The 15,336-nt window shown below is 72.7% G+C and carries 16 protein-coding genes and 1 tRNA gene; 5 read left to right on the forward strand and 12 right to left on the reverse strand.

Features of this window, described 5'->3' with window-relative positions; all coding sequences use genetic code 11:
- Window positions 1-7: 7 nt before the first annotated feature.
- The 4 genes from ACIGXM_RS02110 to ACIGXM_RS02125 are packed head-to-tail and all read right to left on the reverse strand — an operon-like array spanning window position 8 to window position 2,885.
- On the reverse strand, window positions 8-949 hold the full coding sequence (locus ACIGXM_RS02110) for a 3-oxoacyl-ACP synthase (RefSeq protein WP_396555863.1): 942 nt from the start codon (window positions 947-949) through the stop codon (window positions 8-10).
- Window positions 946-1,791 (reverse strand): isocitrate lyase/phosphoenolpyruvate mutase family protein, encoded by an 846-nt coding sequence (locus ACIGXM_RS02115; RefSeq protein WP_396555865.1) that lies wholly within the window; start codon window positions 1,789-1,791, stop codon window positions 946-948. The genes ACIGXM_RS02110 and ACIGXM_RS02115 overlap by 4 nt, the downstream gene beginning before the upstream one ends.
- A gap of 48 nt (window positions 1,792-1,839) precedes the next feature.
- Window positions 1,840-2,625 carry a thioesterase II family protein gene (locus ACIGXM_RS02120; protein ID WP_396555867.1) on the reverse strand — a complete coding sequence of 262 codons (786 nt, stop codon included), beginning with the start codon at window positions 2,623-2,625 and terminating at the stop codon, window positions 1,840-1,842.
- A gap of 59 nt (window positions 2,626-2,684) precedes the next feature.
- Window positions 2,685-2,885 (reverse strand): hypothetical protein, encoded by a 201-nt coding sequence (locus ACIGXM_RS02125; RefSeq protein ID WP_396555869.1) that lies wholly within the window; start codon window positions 2,883-2,885, stop codon window positions 2,685-2,687.
- 411 nt (window positions 2,886-3,296) lie between these two features.
- Here ACIGXM_RS02125 and ACIGXM_RS02130 point away from each other — a divergent pair, with 411 nt between their 5' ends.
- A complete protein-coding gene (locus tag ACIGXM_RS02130) occupies window positions 3,297-4,151 on the forward strand; it encodes a LuxR C-terminal-related transcriptional regulator (protein ID WP_396555871.1) in 855 nt (284 codons plus the stop codon).
- 50 nt (window positions 4,152-4,201) lie between these two features.
- On the opposite strand, the gene ACIGXM_RS02135 is transcribed toward ACIGXM_RS02130, so the two are convergent.
- Window positions 4,202-5,086 carry a DMT family transporter gene (locus tag ACIGXM_RS02135; protein WP_396555873.1) on the reverse strand — a complete coding sequence of 295 codons (885 nt, stop codon included), beginning with the start codon at window positions 5,084-5,086 and terminating at the stop codon, window positions 4,202-4,204.
- A 311-nt stretch (window positions 5,087-5,397) separates the two neighbouring features.
- Here ACIGXM_RS02135 and ACIGXM_RS02140 point away from each other — a divergent pair, with 311 nt between their 5' ends.
- On the forward strand, window positions 5,398-5,667 hold the full coding sequence (locus ACIGXM_RS02140; protein WP_396555875.1) for a hypothetical protein: 270 nt from the start codon (window positions 5,398-5,400) through the stop codon (window positions 5,665-5,667).
- Between the two features lie 198 nt (window positions 5,668-5,865).
- On the opposite strand, the gene ACIGXM_RS02145 is transcribed toward ACIGXM_RS02140, so the two are convergent.
- A tRNA-Thr gene (locus ACIGXM_RS02145) sits at window positions 5,866-5,939 on the reverse strand.
- A 279-nt stretch (window positions 5,940-6,218) separates the two neighbouring features.
- Here ACIGXM_RS02145 and ACIGXM_RS02150 point away from each other — a divergent pair.
- The 3 genes from ACIGXM_RS02150 (at window position 6,219) to ACIGXM_RS02160 (ending at window position 8,650) form a co-directional block, all read left to right on the forward strand.
- Window positions 6,219-7,310: an ABC transporter ATP-binding protein gene (locus ACIGXM_RS02150; RefSeq protein ID WP_396555877.1), complete on the forward strand. Its 1,092-nt coding sequence runs from the start codon at window positions 6,219-6,221 to the stop codon at window positions 7,308-7,310.
- A gap of 113 nt (window positions 7,311-7,423) precedes the next feature.
- Window positions 7,424-7,834 carry a hypothetical protein gene (locus tag ACIGXM_RS02155; RefSeq protein ID WP_396555879.1) on the forward strand — a complete coding sequence of 137 codons (411 nt, stop codon included), beginning with the start codon at window positions 7,424-7,426 and terminating at the stop codon, window positions 7,832-7,834.
- Window positions 7,835-7,900: 66 nt separating this feature from the next.
- A complete protein-coding gene (locus ACIGXM_RS02160; protein WP_396555880.1) occupies window positions 7,901-8,650 on the forward strand; it encodes an NDP-sugar synthase in 750 nt (249 codons plus the stop codon).
- A 95-nt stretch (window positions 8,651-8,745) separates the two neighbouring features.
- On the opposite strand, the gene ACIGXM_RS02165 is transcribed toward ACIGXM_RS02160, so the two are convergent.
- From ACIGXM_RS02165 to ispD, 6 genes are all read right to left on the reverse strand, one after another.
- Window positions 8,746-10,494: a DoxX family membrane protein gene (locus ACIGXM_RS02165; RefSeq protein ID WP_396555881.1), complete on the reverse strand. Its 1,749-nt coding sequence runs from the start codon at window positions 10,492-10,494 to the stop codon at window positions 8,746-8,748.
- A 295-nt stretch (window positions 10,495-10,789) separates the two neighbouring features.
- Entirely contained in the window at window positions 10,790-11,782 is a 993-nt protein-coding gene (gene rlmB / locus ACIGXM_RS02170) for a 23S rRNA (guanosine(2251)-2'-O)-methyltransferase RlmB (RefSeq protein ID WP_396555882.1), read from the reverse strand.
- 147 nt (window positions 11,783-11,929) lie between these two features.
- Entirely contained in the window at window positions 11,930-13,324 is a 1,395-nt protein-coding gene (gene cysS, locus ACIGXM_RS02175; protein WP_396555884.1) for a cysteine--tRNA ligase, read from the reverse strand.
- Between the two features lie 154 nt (window positions 13,325-13,478).
- A complete protein-coding gene (locus tag ACIGXM_RS02180; protein WP_396555886.1) occupies window positions 13,479-13,871 on the reverse strand; it encodes a PPOX class F420-dependent oxidoreductase in 393 nt (130 codons plus the stop codon).
- A 141-nt stretch (window positions 13,872-14,012) separates the two neighbouring features.
- Window positions 14,013-14,519, reverse strand: coding sequence for a 2-C-methyl-D-erythritol 2,4-cyclodiphosphate synthase (gene ispF, locus ACIGXM_RS02185; RefSeq protein ID WP_396555888.1), 507 nt, complete (start codon window positions 14,517-14,519; stop codon window positions 14,013-14,015).
- Window positions 14,509-15,261, reverse strand: a complete 753-nt coding sequence (ispD, locus tag ACIGXM_RS02190; RefSeq protein WP_396557336.1) for a 2-C-methyl-D-erythritol 4-phosphate cytidylyltransferase — start codon at window positions 15,259-15,261, stop codon at window positions 14,509-14,511. Before ispD ends, ispF begins: the two co-directional genes overlap by 11 nt.
- Between the last annotated feature and the right edge of the window lie 75 nt (window positions 15,262-15,336).

A 15,336-nucleotide genomic window follows, 5' to 3' on the forward strand; every position in this document is an offset into this window, starting at 1 on the left:
GCGGGGGTCAGCGGCCGGAGGCGGGCAGGCGGCGGAGCAGCACGGCGATCCGCGATCCCGGGACGCTCACCGCCAGGACGTAGTGCCCGCCCTCCCTCACCCGGCCGTCGGCCTCCTGGTCGACCAGGTTGATCAGCGGGTCCGCGGCGAAGCAGTGCCCGAAGCGGGTGATGTTCGCGGTGTAGAGCTGCTCAGCGGTGAAGCCCGCCTGGCGCTCCTTCATGGAGACGATGGGCAGGAAGAGGTTGGCGTGCATCAGGCCGTCGATGTCGCCGACCTTCAGGCCGGCCGGCTCCAACAGCCGGGTGTTGGCCTCGCGGGCCAGGTCGGCGCTGATCTCGTGCGACCAGTCCAGGGCTGCGGTGTCCTGTGCGCTCGCGGTGGACACGATCTCGTAACCGTCCTCGGGCGCCGACCCGTCCGCGGCGGTGACCAGGCAGCCGGCGGCACCGTCACTGAAGAGCGCGAACCCCTCCATCCGCTCGGACTCGTCCTCCACCCGGTCGGTGGTGACGACCAGCACCCGCCGGTGCCGGCCGGCCGCCACCAGCGCCCGGGCGGTGTCGATGGCGGCCAGCAGGTTGGTGCAGCGGTTGAGCGTGAGGCCCAGGAAGGCGGCCCGGGCCAGGCCGATCCCGGTGGCGATCCGCTCCACGAACTGCCCGTGGGTCCGCGGGCCGCCCGGGAACCGGGTCGAGCACAGCACGAGGGCGTCGACCGACGCCGGGTCCACACCGGCGGCCCGCAGGCAGGCGGTGCCGGCCTCGACGGCGAGCTCCTCCAGGCCGCGCTCGGTCCGGCGCACGGATCCCCAGCCCCACAGCGCGGCCTTGGGCACCATGCCGAGCTCCCTGGCCCGGTCGGCCAGTCCCTCGACCTCGGTGTGGTGCTGCGTCACCTCACCGAGCACGTAGTGCGGTTCCCGCAGCAGGACGCTCGCCTGGTTCATGTCGTCCTCCGCATCAGTCGGTTGGCCTCGGCGTACGGCAGCGCGTCGGCGGCGAAGCCGAAGGTGCCGTCCTGCTGGATCTCGCGCGCGGCGCGCAGCACGGTCGCCAGGGCGGCCCTCGGGAACGCCGAGCCGAGGCTGATCCGGCGCACCCCGAGGTCGCTCAACTCGGCGACCGACAGCCGCGGTCCCGCCCCGCCGGCGAGCACGTTGACCGGGCGGCCGACCGACTCGCAGACCGCGCGGATCGCCGCCGCGTCGGGCAGTCCCGGCGCGTACAGCACGTCCGCGCCCGCCTCCTCGAAGGCCTGCAGCCGGCGGATGGTGTCGTCGAGGTCCGGCCGCCCGTAGAGGAAGTTCTCGGCGCGGGCCGTCACGGTGAACGGGAAGTCCAGGCCACGGGCCGCCTCGACGGCCGCGGCGACGCGCTCGACGGCCTCCTTGAAGTCGTGCACGGGCCGGTCCCCTTCGCCGGTGGCGTCCTCGACGGAACCGCCGACCAACCCGGCCTCGGCGGCCAGCCGGATGGTGGTGGCCACGTCGGCGGGGGTCGGACCGAAGCCGCTCTCCAGGTCCGCGGCGACCGGCAGGTGGGTGGCCCCGACGATCGCCCGGGCGTTGGCCAGCGTCTCGTCGCGGTCCACCAGGTTGGCGCCGTCCGCGCGGCCGAGCGCGAAGGCCAGGCCGGCGCTGGTGGTGGCCAGCGCGTGGTAGTCAAGTCCGGTCAACAGCTTGGCGGTTCCGGCGTCCCAGGGGTTGGGGATGACGAACGCGCCCGGGCCGGTGTGGAGTTCACGGAAGGCGACGCCACGCCGGTACTGGTCCTCTGCGGCCAGGAGCATCGGAGGGGTCCTCTCTGTTGTGCCTACGCCGTCGAAGTGCGGCACAACCTAGATAAGTTCAACGTGCTCGGCGTGCTGCTGGGACGCGCCGGAGTCACTCCGAACGAGGTGACGCAGCAGGTCCACGGCCGGGGCCGGATCGGGGTCGAAGTAGAAGTGGCCGCCCTCGGCCCAGTGGTAGCGCGGCTCGTCCGCGCATTCCCTTTCCCAGAGCCGCAGTTCGGCTGCGCCGATGTGCGGGTCGGTCCGGCCGTTGATGAGCGAGACACCGATCGCCAGCGGCTCCGCGGGCCGGTACTCGTAGCCCGAGACCAGCCGGAAGTCCGCGCGCAGGCCGGGCAGCAGCAGCTCCTGGAGCTCCTCGTCGGCGACCACCTCGGGCGGCAGCCCGCCGAAGAAGCCCACCGCCTCGGTGAAGTCGCGACCCTCCAACCGGGCGGTGCGCACCACGCGCTCGGTGGGCAGCAGGGCGGGCGCGGAGCAGCCGGAGGCGACCAGGTGGCGCAGCTCGGGCAGGTCGCGCAGCCGGCGGGCGACCTCGAACGCGACGACCGCGCCGAAGCTGTGCCCGAAGAGGTAACAGGGCCGGTCCGCGACGGCGGCGATGGCCTCGGCGGCGCGGTCGGCGAGTTCGGCGACGGTCGACGGACCGGGCTCGGCCGCTCGGCGTCCCCGCCCGGGCAGGGTGACCCCGATCAGCTCGGCGTCGGGCTCGAGGAGGCGCTGCCAGCCGAGGAAGGTGCGGGCGTTGCCTCCGGCGTGCGGAAAACAGAAGATCCTGGGGTCCCGGCGGTCGCCTGCGGCCCGGGAGACGAACCACGGTGAGTCCAGCATGCGGGTACTCGCTCTCTCCGACGATCTGCGATGGGCGGTCCTGGCGCGGCGGGCGCCGATCAGACGCCGGGAACCGTGGACTGCGGGGGCACGTTGTTCCAGCCGACGTCACCGGCCACCCGGTGCACCTGAGAGTTAGGGGCGGTCGACGCGCCACCGAGGCCGTTGAGGCCGACCAGCAGGGCCGCGACCGCGAGCAGGGCGATCGGCAGCAAGCGGAAAACGCGGGCGACGGCGGAGTTCGAGCTGTTTTGACGCATGACAATTCCCATCGTGTCGAAGAGCCGTTGGCGAGATCGGCGAGTGGGCCGAAGAAGGCGCGGAAGCGCGACACGGCGAGATCGGGAATGGCAATTCCACCGCGTTTGTTGCGTTTCCGAATTCCGAATGATGCGGGTGGTGCGGCGAGTGAAGGGGTTGACTGTCGGGTACGCCGACGACCACCTCATTCAGTCGGCCCCGGCTGGTTGCCGGCGCCGCTGCCCGCAGAACCAACTCTCTGCTGCTGACATCCGAGGAGAAAGATCTAAGATGGGTCGGGTCTCCGCACTGCAAAAAGCCGAGGGATCCTCATGGGTATAGACCAGGGCAAATCGGACACGTCGGGAGAGATCGAAATGGGAAATGGGGCCAGCGGACCGGAAAATGGAGCTGATCGATCCGAATCGGAGGTGGTCGAGGCGGCGTCGCCGCCGAATTCCACGGGCGGGGTAACCCCGGATGTATTCACGCTTACCGGCGGGGCCGTCGAGGCGGCCGTCCGCGAGGCGCTGGCCCAGCTCTCGCGTCAGGCCAAGGAACAGGCGACCAGGGTCGCGGCCACGACGCCCGCCCCCGAGGCGCCCGACACCGGCTCCCGGAGCTGCGGCTGCGTCACGTACATACGCGAGTTACCGACCATCAACCGGACCATCCAGGAGGCGCTGACCAATGCCCGGCAGGAGATCCTCACCGCCCAGCCGGACGGACCACGGCCGCGCGCGGTCCTGGACGACGCGCTGGAGTCGGTGCGGCGGCAGATCAGCGCCGGCGTCTCGATGCGCACGCTCTACCAGCACACCACCCGGTTCGACGAGGCCACCAAGGACTACGTCCGGACCGTGACCGGCTACGGCGTCCAGGTGCGGACCCTGGCCGAGTTCTTCGACCGACTGATCGTCATCGACCGGGCCACCGCGTTCATCTCGGCCAACGACGACCGCACCGAGGCCGCGATGATCACCGAGCCGGCCGTCGTCCGGTTCCTCAGCGACGTCTTCGAGCGCTCCTGGGACCGCGCCGAGCCGTTCCCCTTCGTGCCGATCCACTCCGCCCAGGCCGCCCCCGAGGTGGTCCCGTCCATCCGGGAGTCCATCCAGCGGCTGCTGGTGGAGGGCCACTCGGACAAGGTCATCGCCCGCCGCCTGGGCATCAGCGAACGGACGCTACAGGCGCACGTGGCCCACATCAAGGACAGCCTGGGCGCCCGGAACCGGTTGCACCTGGGCTTCCTGCTGGGCCGCAGCGAGACCGTCCTGGTGCTGTGAGACCCGTGCTGTGACAGCCGGCGCGGCATGGAGGGGACGCGCCGGCGGGTTCAGCGGCGGCGCGAGACGGCGACACCGGCCAGGCAGAGCACGCCTCCGCCCAGCGCGAGCAGGCTCGGGATCTCGCCGAGGGCGACCCAGGCCATCACGACCACCAGGGCCGGCACGGCGTAGGTGGTGGCGCCCATCTTGCCGGCGCTGGTCCGGGCGAGCGCGTAGGCCCAGGTGGTGAAGGCGAGCGCGGTCGGGAAGAGGCCCAGGTAGAGCATGTTGAAAATGCTCGTCGCGGGCGCCTTGCCGAGATCCGACACCAGCTGCCCGGAGAACGGCAGGCAGGCCACCGCGCCGACCAGGCAGCCGAAGGTGGTGACCTGGAGCGGGGACGCGTGCCGCAGTGCGGGCTTCTGGCTCACCACACCGCAGCCGTAGGCGAGCGCCGCGAGCAGGCAGAGCAGGCTGCCGGTGACCGAGCTGTGGGTCCCGCTCGACGTCGCGAAGCCGACCACGACCACCCCCGCGAAGGAGACCGCCATCCCGGCCATCAGCTTGGGCGGGAAGCCCTCCTTCAGCAGCCAGCCGCTCAGCAGGGCGATCACCACCGGACCGATGTTGACCACCATGGCCGCGGTACCCGCGTCGACCTGGCTCTCACCCCAGTTCAACGCGACCATGTAGAGGCCGAACCAGAGCACCCCCGACGCCACGATGCCGGGCCAGGCCGCGCGCGGCGGCAACCCCTCACGCCGGTACAACAGCAGGGCGAGCAGCGCCACCGACCCCGTGACCAGCCGGCCGAGGGCCAGTGCCCCGGGGCTGAAGTGGTTGGTCGCATCGCGGATCGCGACGAACGCGGAGGCCCACAACACCACCGTCGCCGAGGCCGCGACAACTGCCTTGCCGTCCAAGCGGGACTCTGCCGTAACGATGCCATCCATGGCGGACACGCTACGCCATCTGCGGGTGTCATGTATGCGATAGGAGCCGTTCCGCTCTTTCGAACGTCCTTGATCCACAGTTCAATTGATTGTTGATCAGACCGGGCCGACGCCGACTCCGGTCCGACACCCTACCGGATTCGGGCCCCGATCAGCCGTCGGGACGTGTCCCGCGGGGTCTTCCTCCTCGGAGCGGAGAAGGGGCCGGACACGCCGGGTCCGCGACGGATCGTCGACGCCGTCGTTCGGGTCCGTCCCGGGCCACGGGAGTCGGGAGCTTCGCGTACGTCGTCAACATCAGCTCGAACAACGTGACGGTGATCAACACGGCCACCGACACCGTCACCATCCCCTCTGGCATCACCCCCCGCGGGGTGGCCACGGCCAGGGTCCCGGTGGTGGCCACCGCCAGCTGCCCCACCGGCCACGTGATCACCGGCGGCGGGTACCAGCGGAGCGGCGGCGCCGTCCCACCCGTCCAGGTCACCAACCGACCCGCCGGCAACACCCGGCAGGTCCTCGCCGACAACCAGAGCAGCAACTACAGCAACGTCACCCCCTACGCCGTCTGCGCTCCCTGACACCGGCACGGCTCCGCTCCGGTCCGGGGAGACCGCGGCGGCACCGCCGTCAGGGCCGGCGCCCCCTGTGCCTTCCGGCACGCCAGTGACACGGCCGGACTGACCACCCGACCCACTCGAACAACGATCAAGGGCCAGGCCCCCGGGACTACCCCGGCGACCTGGCCCTTGTCGTGCGTTGTGGAGCTTCGTTCGCTGAGCCCCCTGTCGGGTTCGAACCGACGACCCCCGCTTTACAAGAGCGGTGCTCTGGCCAGCTGAGCTAAGGAGGCACGGTGGTCGTCCGCGGAGGAACGCGGCGGCACCAGGTGGCAGTCTACCGGGCGGAGCGGGCGGTGTGCGGGCGGATTACGGGGCGGGGCGGGGTCGTGATCGGACCGATGCCGGATCGGGGCGACCCGGGGGCTGACAGCCGGCGGAGCGGCGGGTAGCCTCGGCCCGGGTCGTGCTCGCCATCGAAGGTCCAGACCAATCAGCGGTGCGACCCGGACCACCTCACCCCTTTACTCGGATCGTCCGGCACGTTCCTGCCGGTGAAGGAGAGCACAACCATGGCTTCTGTCACGTTCGACAAGGCGACCCGCCTCTACCCGGGCGGCACCAAGCCCGCCGTGGACGCCCTGGAACTGGACATCGCGGACGGCGAGTTCCTGGTCCTGGTCGGCCCGTCCGGCTGCGGCAAGTCCACCAGCCTGCGGATGCTGGCCGGCCTGGAGGACGTCAACGGCGGCGCGATCCGGATCGGCGACCGCGACGTCACCCACCTCCCGCCGAAGGACCGGGACATCGCCATGGTGTTCCAGAACTACGCGCTCTACCCGCACATGAGCGTCGCCGACAACATGGGCTTCGCGCTCAAGATCGCCGGCGTCGGCAAGGCGGAGATCCGCGCCAAGGTCGAAGAGGCCGCCAAGATGCTGGACCTCACCCAGTACCTGGACCGCAAGCCGAAGGCGCTCTCCGGCGGTCAGCGCCAGCGCGTCGCGATGGGCCGGGCGATCGTCCGCGAGCCGCAGGTCTTCCTGATGGACGAGCCGCTCTCCAACCTGGACGCCAAGCTGCGCGTCTCCACCCGCACCCAGATCGCCAGCCTGCAGCGCCGGCTGGGCATCACCACGGTCTACGTGACGCACGACCAGGTCGAGGCGCTGACCATGGGCGACCGGGTGGCCGTGCTCCGGGACGGCCTGCTGCAGCAGGTCGACACCCCGCGCAACATGTACGACAAGCCCGCCAACGTCTTCGTGGCCGGTTTCATCGGCTCGCCGGCGATGAACCTGGTCGAGGTGCCGCTGGTGGACGGCGGGGTGAAGTTCGGCGGCTCGGTGGTCAACATCTCCCGCGAGGACCTGGCCGGCGCCGGTTCGGACCGGACGGTGACCGTCGGCATCCGCCCGGAGCACTTCCAGATCGTGCCCGAGGGCGGCATCGAGGGCGTCGCGGTCACCGTCAACGTGGTCGAGGAGCTGGGCGCCGACGGCTTCGTCTACGGCACCACCAAGATCGGCGGCGAGGACAAGGACATCGTGGTGCGGGTCAACGGCCGGCAGATCCCGATGAAGGGCGAGACCATCCACGTCGTCCCGAACGGCGACGAGACGCACGTCTTCTCCAGCAGCACCGGCGTCCGGCTGAGCGCCTGACGGTGACGACACCCGGAGCCCCGTCGGACGCGCGTCCGACGGGGCTCCGGTGTTGTCACTCGTCCGTGTGACGGAGTGTCTTCCGGGGCTCACTCGGCGCTACCCTCGCTGCCGTGAAGCAGCTCGTTCGCCGAATCGGCCAGACCATCGCCCTCACCCTGCCCGTGATCCTGGTGACCACCGGCACCCTCGCCGTGACCCAGGTCCCATGGGCCGCCACCCAACAGGTGGTCGCCGCCTCCAACGTCTCGGACACCACCGCCGCCCACCCCGGGCTGGCCCCGCAGGACGCGCTCCGCGCCAACCTGCTGGAGACGCTGCGCACCCAGGGTGCCGGTGCCGCGCTGGACCAGCTGGAACGCTCGATGCACGAGCAGCCCTCGCTCACGCCGTACTGCACCGGGCTCGCCACCGAGCTCGGGCACGCCGCGGTGAAGCAGTACCACGGCGACGTGCGGAAGGCCGCCTCCTACGCCCGTCCGGTCTGTGACGGCTCCTTCGCGGCCGGCGTCCAGGGCGGCTGAACCGCGACCGCGCGGCGGGGAGCACGATCTGACGCCTCATCATCCCGGCGTCCTATCCTGCTCCCCATGACCGGCTACGACCTCACCCGCGCACCCCTCGTCACCCAGGCCGTCGTCCTCGCCGGCGGCCAGGGCTCCCGGCTGCGCCCGTACACCGACGACCGGCCCAAGCCGCTGGTCGAGATCCCGGGTACGGGCATGCCGATCGTCGGACACCAACTCGCCTGGCTGGCCGCGGAGGGCGTGACCGACGTGGTCATCTCCTGCGGACACCTGGCCGAGGTGCTTCAGGCCTGGCTCGACCAGGCCGAGCTGCCACTCCGGGTCAGCACCGTGGTGGAGGCCGAGCCCCTGGGCCGCGGCGGCGGCTTGAAGCTCGCCGCGAAGGCACTGCCACGGCCCGCGGAACCCTGGTACGCCACCAATGGCGACATCTGGACCAGGTTCAGCCTGCGCGAGATGGCCGCCTTCCACCACGAACGGGACGCCCTCGCCACGCTCGCGCTGGCCCGCCCGCGGATCCCCTGGGGAGCGGTGGAGACGGACCAGTTCGGCAACGTGCTGGACTTCATCGAGGCGCCGCCCTCGCCCTTCCTGATCAACGCCGGCCTGTACGTCTTCGCGGCCGGCTTCGCCGAGCTGCTGCCCGACGTCGGCGACCACGAGCGCACCACGTTCCCCCAACTCGCCCGCGCCAAGCGGCTCGCGGGCTACCAGCTGCCACAGGGCGTGTACTGGCGGGCGATCGACACCGCCAAGGACCTCACCGAGGCCGCCAGGGAACTCGCCGCCAGCCAGGCCCGTGAGGCCAACTGACGTATTTTACTGAGCAGTTGATGGAACCGGCGGACAACGGGCCGGGCGCGGTGCCTCGTTGAGGTCACCACGCCCGGCCCGCGCCGCGTGATCCGCTACACCGCGCCCCGCCCGGAGGACGCCGGCGCGTCGGACATCCCGACCAGGCTCACCGCCGGCGGCCCGCTGCCGAGCACGCTCCCGAGCAGCCCGCCGCCGCTCGGGGTGGGCTTCGGCACCCGGGTGCCCGTCCCGCTGCCGGCCGAACCGGACGAGCCCGCCGTCCCGGGCTGCGAGGCGGTGCCCGTCCCGGAGGTCGAGCCGCCGCCCTGGCCGGACGAACCCGTCGCCTCGCCCGCCCGCCCCGCGGCCGTGGACCGCGGCGCGGACGGGTGTGCCTTCGGGGCCTTCGCCGCGGTGGACGGCGTCGGCGCGGCCGACGGCGTCGCGGACGGCGCGACGGAGGGCGTCGGCCCCCCGGCCGGCCCCGACCGGGTGCCCGCCACCGGCGCGTGCGAGGCTCCGCCGGTACCACCGGTGGTCGGCCAGACCGGCGTGCCGTAGTTGTTGGACGGCACCCGAGTCGGCCTCGGCTGCGGCTGCCCGCCGGTGCGCACCGCGGCGCCCAGCAGCGAGCCGCACAGCAGGGTCAGCCCGATCACCACCGAAGCGACCACGCTGCCCCGGCGCAGCACCCGGCGGCGCACCGCCTTCGGCGCGGCGCCGTACCGCCGCCAGGCCTCCAGGGCGAGCCGCCCGTCCAGGGAGGCGAACGGCGCCCCGGCGATCAGCAGCGGGCTCCAGGCCGCCAGGAAGATCAGGTCGGGGGTGTCGTAGACCGGCACCGCCCGCCAGCTGACCGTGAAGAGCAGCGCGGCGGACAGCGCCATCGCGGTCGCGGCGGCCAGCCGCTGCCAGAGCCCGAGCAGCGAGAGCACGCCTACCACGACCTCGGTGAAGGCCACCCCGAGCCCGGCACCCACCGGGTGCGCCATGGCGAAGGCCAGCAGTGGCTCGGCGGCCCGCCACGGGTGCAGCGAGGAGAGCCAGCGCATCATCGAGCCGCGGTCGCCGCCGTCGAAGTAGACCGGGTCGCAGAGCTTGCTGAAGCCGGCGTAGACCGAGAGCGAGCCGAGCAGCACCCGCAGCGGGAGCAGCACCAGGCCGAGGTCGACCCGGCGGCCGGGGTACCAGGCGTGCCGGCTGGGTTCGCCGGTGCTGGCCGAGTACTGCGGCAACTCGCCGGTCGGCGCCCAGCCGGGCGGCTCCGGTCGCCGCGGCGGGCGGCCCTCGGCCGGTCGCCCGGCGCCGTACCCTCCGTAGCCCGCGCCGCCGGGCCCGCCCGGGCCGGTCATCCCGGGCCCGTACTGCTGCCGCGGGACGGCCCGCCCGTACGAACCGCCGAGGGTGTCGTCCCACTCCGGGTCGAGCAGCTGGGTCGACCCGGGGTCGGCCAGCCCGACCGAGGACCCGCCGCCGAGCGGCAGGCCACCGTGCCCGCCGCCGGCCAGCGCGGCGGCCCCGACCGGCGCGGAGGCGCTGTTCAGCCGCACCGCGTCCAGCAGCTGGGTGGCCGCCGCGTCGCCGGGCATCGCCTGCCCGGTCCAGGTGACGGCGGTGACCCGGCCCTTCCGGCGGGGTACCCCGCCGCCGAGGGTGTCGGCCGGGCCGCCGGTGTCCGCGCCGCCGGCCCGGACCAGCCCGGGCCGCCCGGCGTAGGCGAGCGGCGCGTACGGCCGCCCGAAGGCGTCGGCCTGCGGCACGCCGGCCATCGAGGGGGCGTCGATCATCGGAGCCACCGGCGCGGGGAGCCGGAGCCGGAAGCTGGCCTGGGTGCTGCTCAGGCGGGCCGGATCGCTCGGCACCTTGACGGTGCTGAGGCCGGGCTCAGCGTCTATCCCTGCCGCTCCGCCCTGCCTTGGGCGCCGAGGTGTTCTGGTGTCCACGCCCCCTCTAACCGGGTGACAGCCGGTTAGGACACTCTCCCGGGTGCAACTCCCGGGTGTGGCTGACGGTTCTGGTCAGCGACGCACGAGATGGTGATCCGCCCAGTCAGAGCCGGACAGAAGACGTCAACTCCGCGCCGATCGTCACCCACACGCAGGAGCGGGCGGGCACCACCGCCCGCCCGCTCCCGGCCGGCTCCGAGCCGGCCGCGACTCAGCGCTTGGCCCGCAGCCGCGCCGCCTCGTACAGCACGATCCCGGCCGCGACGCCCGCGTTCAGCGACTCGGTGGCACCCGGCATCGGGATCCGCACCCGCAGGTCACAGGTCTCCGAGACCAGCCGGGACAGGCCCTTGCCCTCGGAACCCGCCACGATGACCACCGGGCCGGTCAGCGCCTCCAGGTCGCCGATCTCGGCCTCGCCGTCCGCGGCCAGCCCGACCACCATCAGCCCGGCCTTCTGGTAGGCCTCCAGGGCCCGGGTCAGGTTGGTCGCCCGGGCGACGGGCAGCCGGGCCGCCGCACCCGAGGAGGTCTTCCAGGCGCCGGCCGTCATCCCGGCGGCCCGCCGCTCGGGGATCACCACGCCGTGCGCGCCGAAGGCGGCGGCCGACCGGACCACGGCACCCAGGTTGCGCGAGTCGGTCACCCCGTCCAGCGCCATGATCAGCGCGTCCTCGCCCTGCTCGGAGGCGGCGTCCAGCAGGTCCTCCGGGTGCGCGTACTCGTAGGGCGGGACCTGCAGCACCAGGCCCTGGTGGTTGAGCCCACCGGTCATCTGGTCCAGCTGCGGGCGCGGCGCCTCCATCAGCGGGACACCGCGGTCGTTGGCCGCCTGGAACGCCTCGCGCACCCGGTCGTCGGTGTCGATGAACTGCATCACGTACAGCGCGGTCGCCGGGACCCCGCCCTGCAGCGCCTCGACCACCGAGTTGCGGCCGACCACCAGCTCGGCGGCGCCCGCGCCACCGCGGCCACCGCGCCCGCCGCCGCCGGCCCGACGCATGCCGGCCCGGGCCTTGGCGTCCCGCTCGCGCTTCAGCGCGGCGTTGGCGGCGCGCTGCTTCGGGTGACCCTTGCGGGCCTCACCGGGCGGGGTCGGGCCCTTGCCCTGGAGTGCCTTCCGGCTGTGGCCGCCGGTCCCGACACTCGCGCCCTTCTTCGACCCGGGGTTGCGGCGGTTCCTGCGCTGGCTGTTGCCGGCCATGGCTGTACTTCCTGTCTGTCCGTCATGCCCGGTCGCGGCGGTCTGCCACGACGGGCGCATGCTCTGCGTCACGCGGGTGGGCCGTACCGGCCGTCTCGGCAGCCGGTACGGCCCACCCTCACCCCTCCACGGACCTCCGTGGCGGGATTACTGGTTGTTGATCGTCCAGCGCGGGCCGGACGGGGTGTCCTCGATCGCCAGCCCGGCCAGACCGAGCTGGTCGCGGATGGCGTCCGCGGTGGCGAAGTCCTTGCGGGCCCGGGCCGCCTGCCGCTGTTCCAGGACCAGCCGGACCAGCGAGTCGACCACCCCGTGCAGGTCGTCGCCGCGGTCGTTACCGGCCCACTGCGGGTCCAGCGGGTCGAGACCCAGCACTCCGAGCATCGCACGGACCTCGGCCAGTCGCGCTACCGCGTTCTCCTTGTCGTCCGCCGCCAGGGCGCTGTTGCCCTGCCGGACGGCGGTGTGCACCACGGCCAGCGCCTGCGGCACGCCCAGGTCGTCGTCCATCGCCTCGGCGAAGGCGGGCGGCACCTCGGCGGCCGGCTCGACCTCGCCGCAGCGCTCGACCACCCGCTGGATGAAGCCCTCGATCCGGCCGAAGCCGGCCTCCGCCTCGCGCAGCGACTCCTCGCTGTACTCGATCATCGAGCGGTAGTGCGGGGCGCCCAGGTAGTAGCGGAGCACGATCGGCCGCCAGCGCCGGACCATCTCGGAGACCAGCACCGAGTTGCCGAGCGACTTGCTCATCTTCTCGCCGCTCATGGTGACCCAGGCGTTGTGCACCCAGTAGCCGGCGAAGTGGTCGCCGAAGGCCCTGGACTGGGCGATCTCGTTCTCGTGGTGCGGGAAGATCAGGTCCAGCCCGCCGCCGTGGATGTCGAAGGCGCTGCCCAGGTACTTGTGCGCCATCGCGGAGCACTCCAGGTGCCAGCCCGGGCGCCCGGGGCCCCACGGGGTCTCCCAGAACGGCTCGCCCTCCTTGGCCGCCTTCCAGAGCGCGAAGTCGCGCGGGTCGCGCTTGCCGGTCTCGCCCTCGCCCTCCGGCTGCAGCAGGTGCTCCAGCTGCTGGTTGGAGAGCTGCAGGTAGCCCGGGTAGGTGGTGACGGCGAAGTAGACGTTCCCCTCGGCGGCGTAGGCGTGCCCCTTGGCGATGAGCGTCCGCATCATCTCGATCATCTCGGGGACGTGGCCGGTGGCCCGCGGCTCCGCGGTCGGCGGCTGGCAGCCGAGCGCCTGGTAACCGTCGTTGAACGCGCGCTCGTTGGCGTACGCGATCTGCCACCACGGGACGCCCAGCTCGTGCTCCTTGCGGATCACCTTGTCGTCGATGTCCGTGACGTTGCGCACGAAGGTCACGTCGAAGCCGCGGTAGGTGAACCACCGGCGCATGATGTCGAAGTTGAGGTTGGACCGGACGTGCCCGATGTGCGGAGGGGCCTGCACGGTGGCACCGCACAGGTAGATCGAGACACAACCCGGTACAAGCGGGACGAAGTCGCGTACCTGGCGGGTGCTGGTGTCGTACAGGCGAATACTCACAGCGTCAAGCGTAGTGGGAAGCGGGTAGTGCCCCGCGACGTTTCTGTCGCGGGGCTGCCAAGAATTTGCGCTTGTGACGCCGGTGCTGCGCGGGTGTGACGGGAGGGAGTGCCCGGATGACGCACCGTGGCAAAGCGGAGCCATCCGCTCCGGCTCAGAACTTCTCGATCACCCGTTGCGGGGTCAGCCGGACCACCACCCGGACGGTCTCCGGGGTGTCGTCGGGGTAGTCCTTTCCCAGGTACTTGTGCGACAGCTCGTCGATCAGCTCCGCGCCGCCCTCGGTGGTCAGCGCCGCCTCGCCGCGCACCTCCAGGTAGCTGTACGGCTCCTCCGGCGGGTTGACGAGCAGCGAGATCCGCGGGTCGCGGACCAGGTTGAGGTGCTTGCGCCGGCCCTGGACGGTGGAGAACAGCACGTCGTCGCCGTCCCGCGTGACCCAGACCACCGAGCTCTGCGGGCTGCCGTCCGGTTGCAGGGTGGCGATCACGGCGAAACTCCTGCCGTCGAGCAGGGCACGGGCCTTCTCGGAGAGCTGCACGGTCATTGCGGGCCTCATCTCGGTGCGGTCAGCCGACAGGTGATCAACCGTTGCCCAAGCTACCCACACGGCCCGGGCCGATCAGCCTGAACACCCGTCAGGGCGGGGCTATTCCCCCGCCCTGACCAGCGCCGCCGTCGGGCGGGCTCAGTCCCGCCGGTAGACCAGCGCGGTGGCCAGCGCGGCCAGGCCCTCGGCCCGCCCGGTGAGCCCCAGCCCGTCCGTGGTGGTGCCGGAGACCGAGACCGGCGCGCCGACCGCCGCGGAGAGCGCGGCCTGCGCCTCCTCGCGCCGCTTGCCGATCTTCGGGCGCACCCCGATCACCTGCACCGAGACGTTGCCGATCTCGAACCCCGCGGCCCGGACGATCCGGGCCGCCTCGCCGAGCAGCCGGACGCCGGACGCACCGGCCCACTCCGGACGGTCGGTGCCGAAGTGCGCGCCGAGGTCGCCGATCCCGGCCGCCGAGAAGAGCGCGTCGCAGGCCGCGTGGGCGGCGACGTCGCCGTCCGAGTGGCCGGCCAGACCGTGCTCGTAGCCCTCCCAGCGCAGGCCGGCCACCCAGAGCGGGGCACCGGCCTCGAAGGCGTGCACATCGGTGCCGATGCCGACCCGCGGCAGTACCGGCGCACCGGACGACCGGTCAGAAACCATCGGAAGCCCTCCTCCGGGCGAGCACGGCCTCGGCCAGCACGAGGTCCAGCGGACGGGTCACCTTGAACGCCTCCTCGTGGCCCGGCACCACGACCACCCGGCCGCCGTAGTGCTCGACCAGGCCGGCGTCGTCGGTGACCGCGGGCGCCATGCCGGCGGCCTCCTCGGCCAGCGCCTTGGCGTGCACCTCGACCAGCACGTCGTAGCGGAAGCCCTGCGGGGTCTGCACCGCGCGCAGTGCCGCGCGCTCGGGCGTGTCCAGCACCGGCTCCGGCTCACCGGCCGGACGCGGCTCGACCCGCTTGACGGTGTCGGCCAGCGGAACCGCCGGCACCACGGCCTCGGCCCCGGCCCGGACGGCGGCCGCCACCGCGTCCACCACCTCCACCGGCACCAGCGGGCGGGCCGCGTCGTGCACCAGCACGACCTCGGTCCCGGCCGGGACGGCGGCCAGGCCGAGCCGCACCGACTCCTGCCGGGTCGCGCCACCGGCCACCACCCGGACGTCCTTGCCGGCCAGCCCGTGACTGTCCAGCAGACCGACCACCTCGGCCACCCCGTCGGCCGGGGCGGCGACCACGACCAGCCCGATCGCCCGGCTGCGCGCCAGTGCCCGGACCGCGTGCACCAGCAGCGGCGCGCCGCCCAGCTCGCGCAGCGCCTTGGGGGCACCGGGGCCGAGCCGCTCGCCGCGCCCGGCGGCGGGGACCACGGCGGCTGCAACTACTCCTGTGGTGTTCAGGTTTCACTCCTTCGGCGAAGTGGGTATGGCCCAGGCGTACCCGTCAGACGGTGCACCGGACCCCTTCCACACCGG

Origin of the sequence: Kitasatospora sp. NPDC052896, from assembly GCF_044547075.1 — a bacterium.
Classification (GTDB): Bacteria; Actinomycetota; Actinomycetes; order Streptomycetales; family Streptomycetaceae; genus Kitasatospora.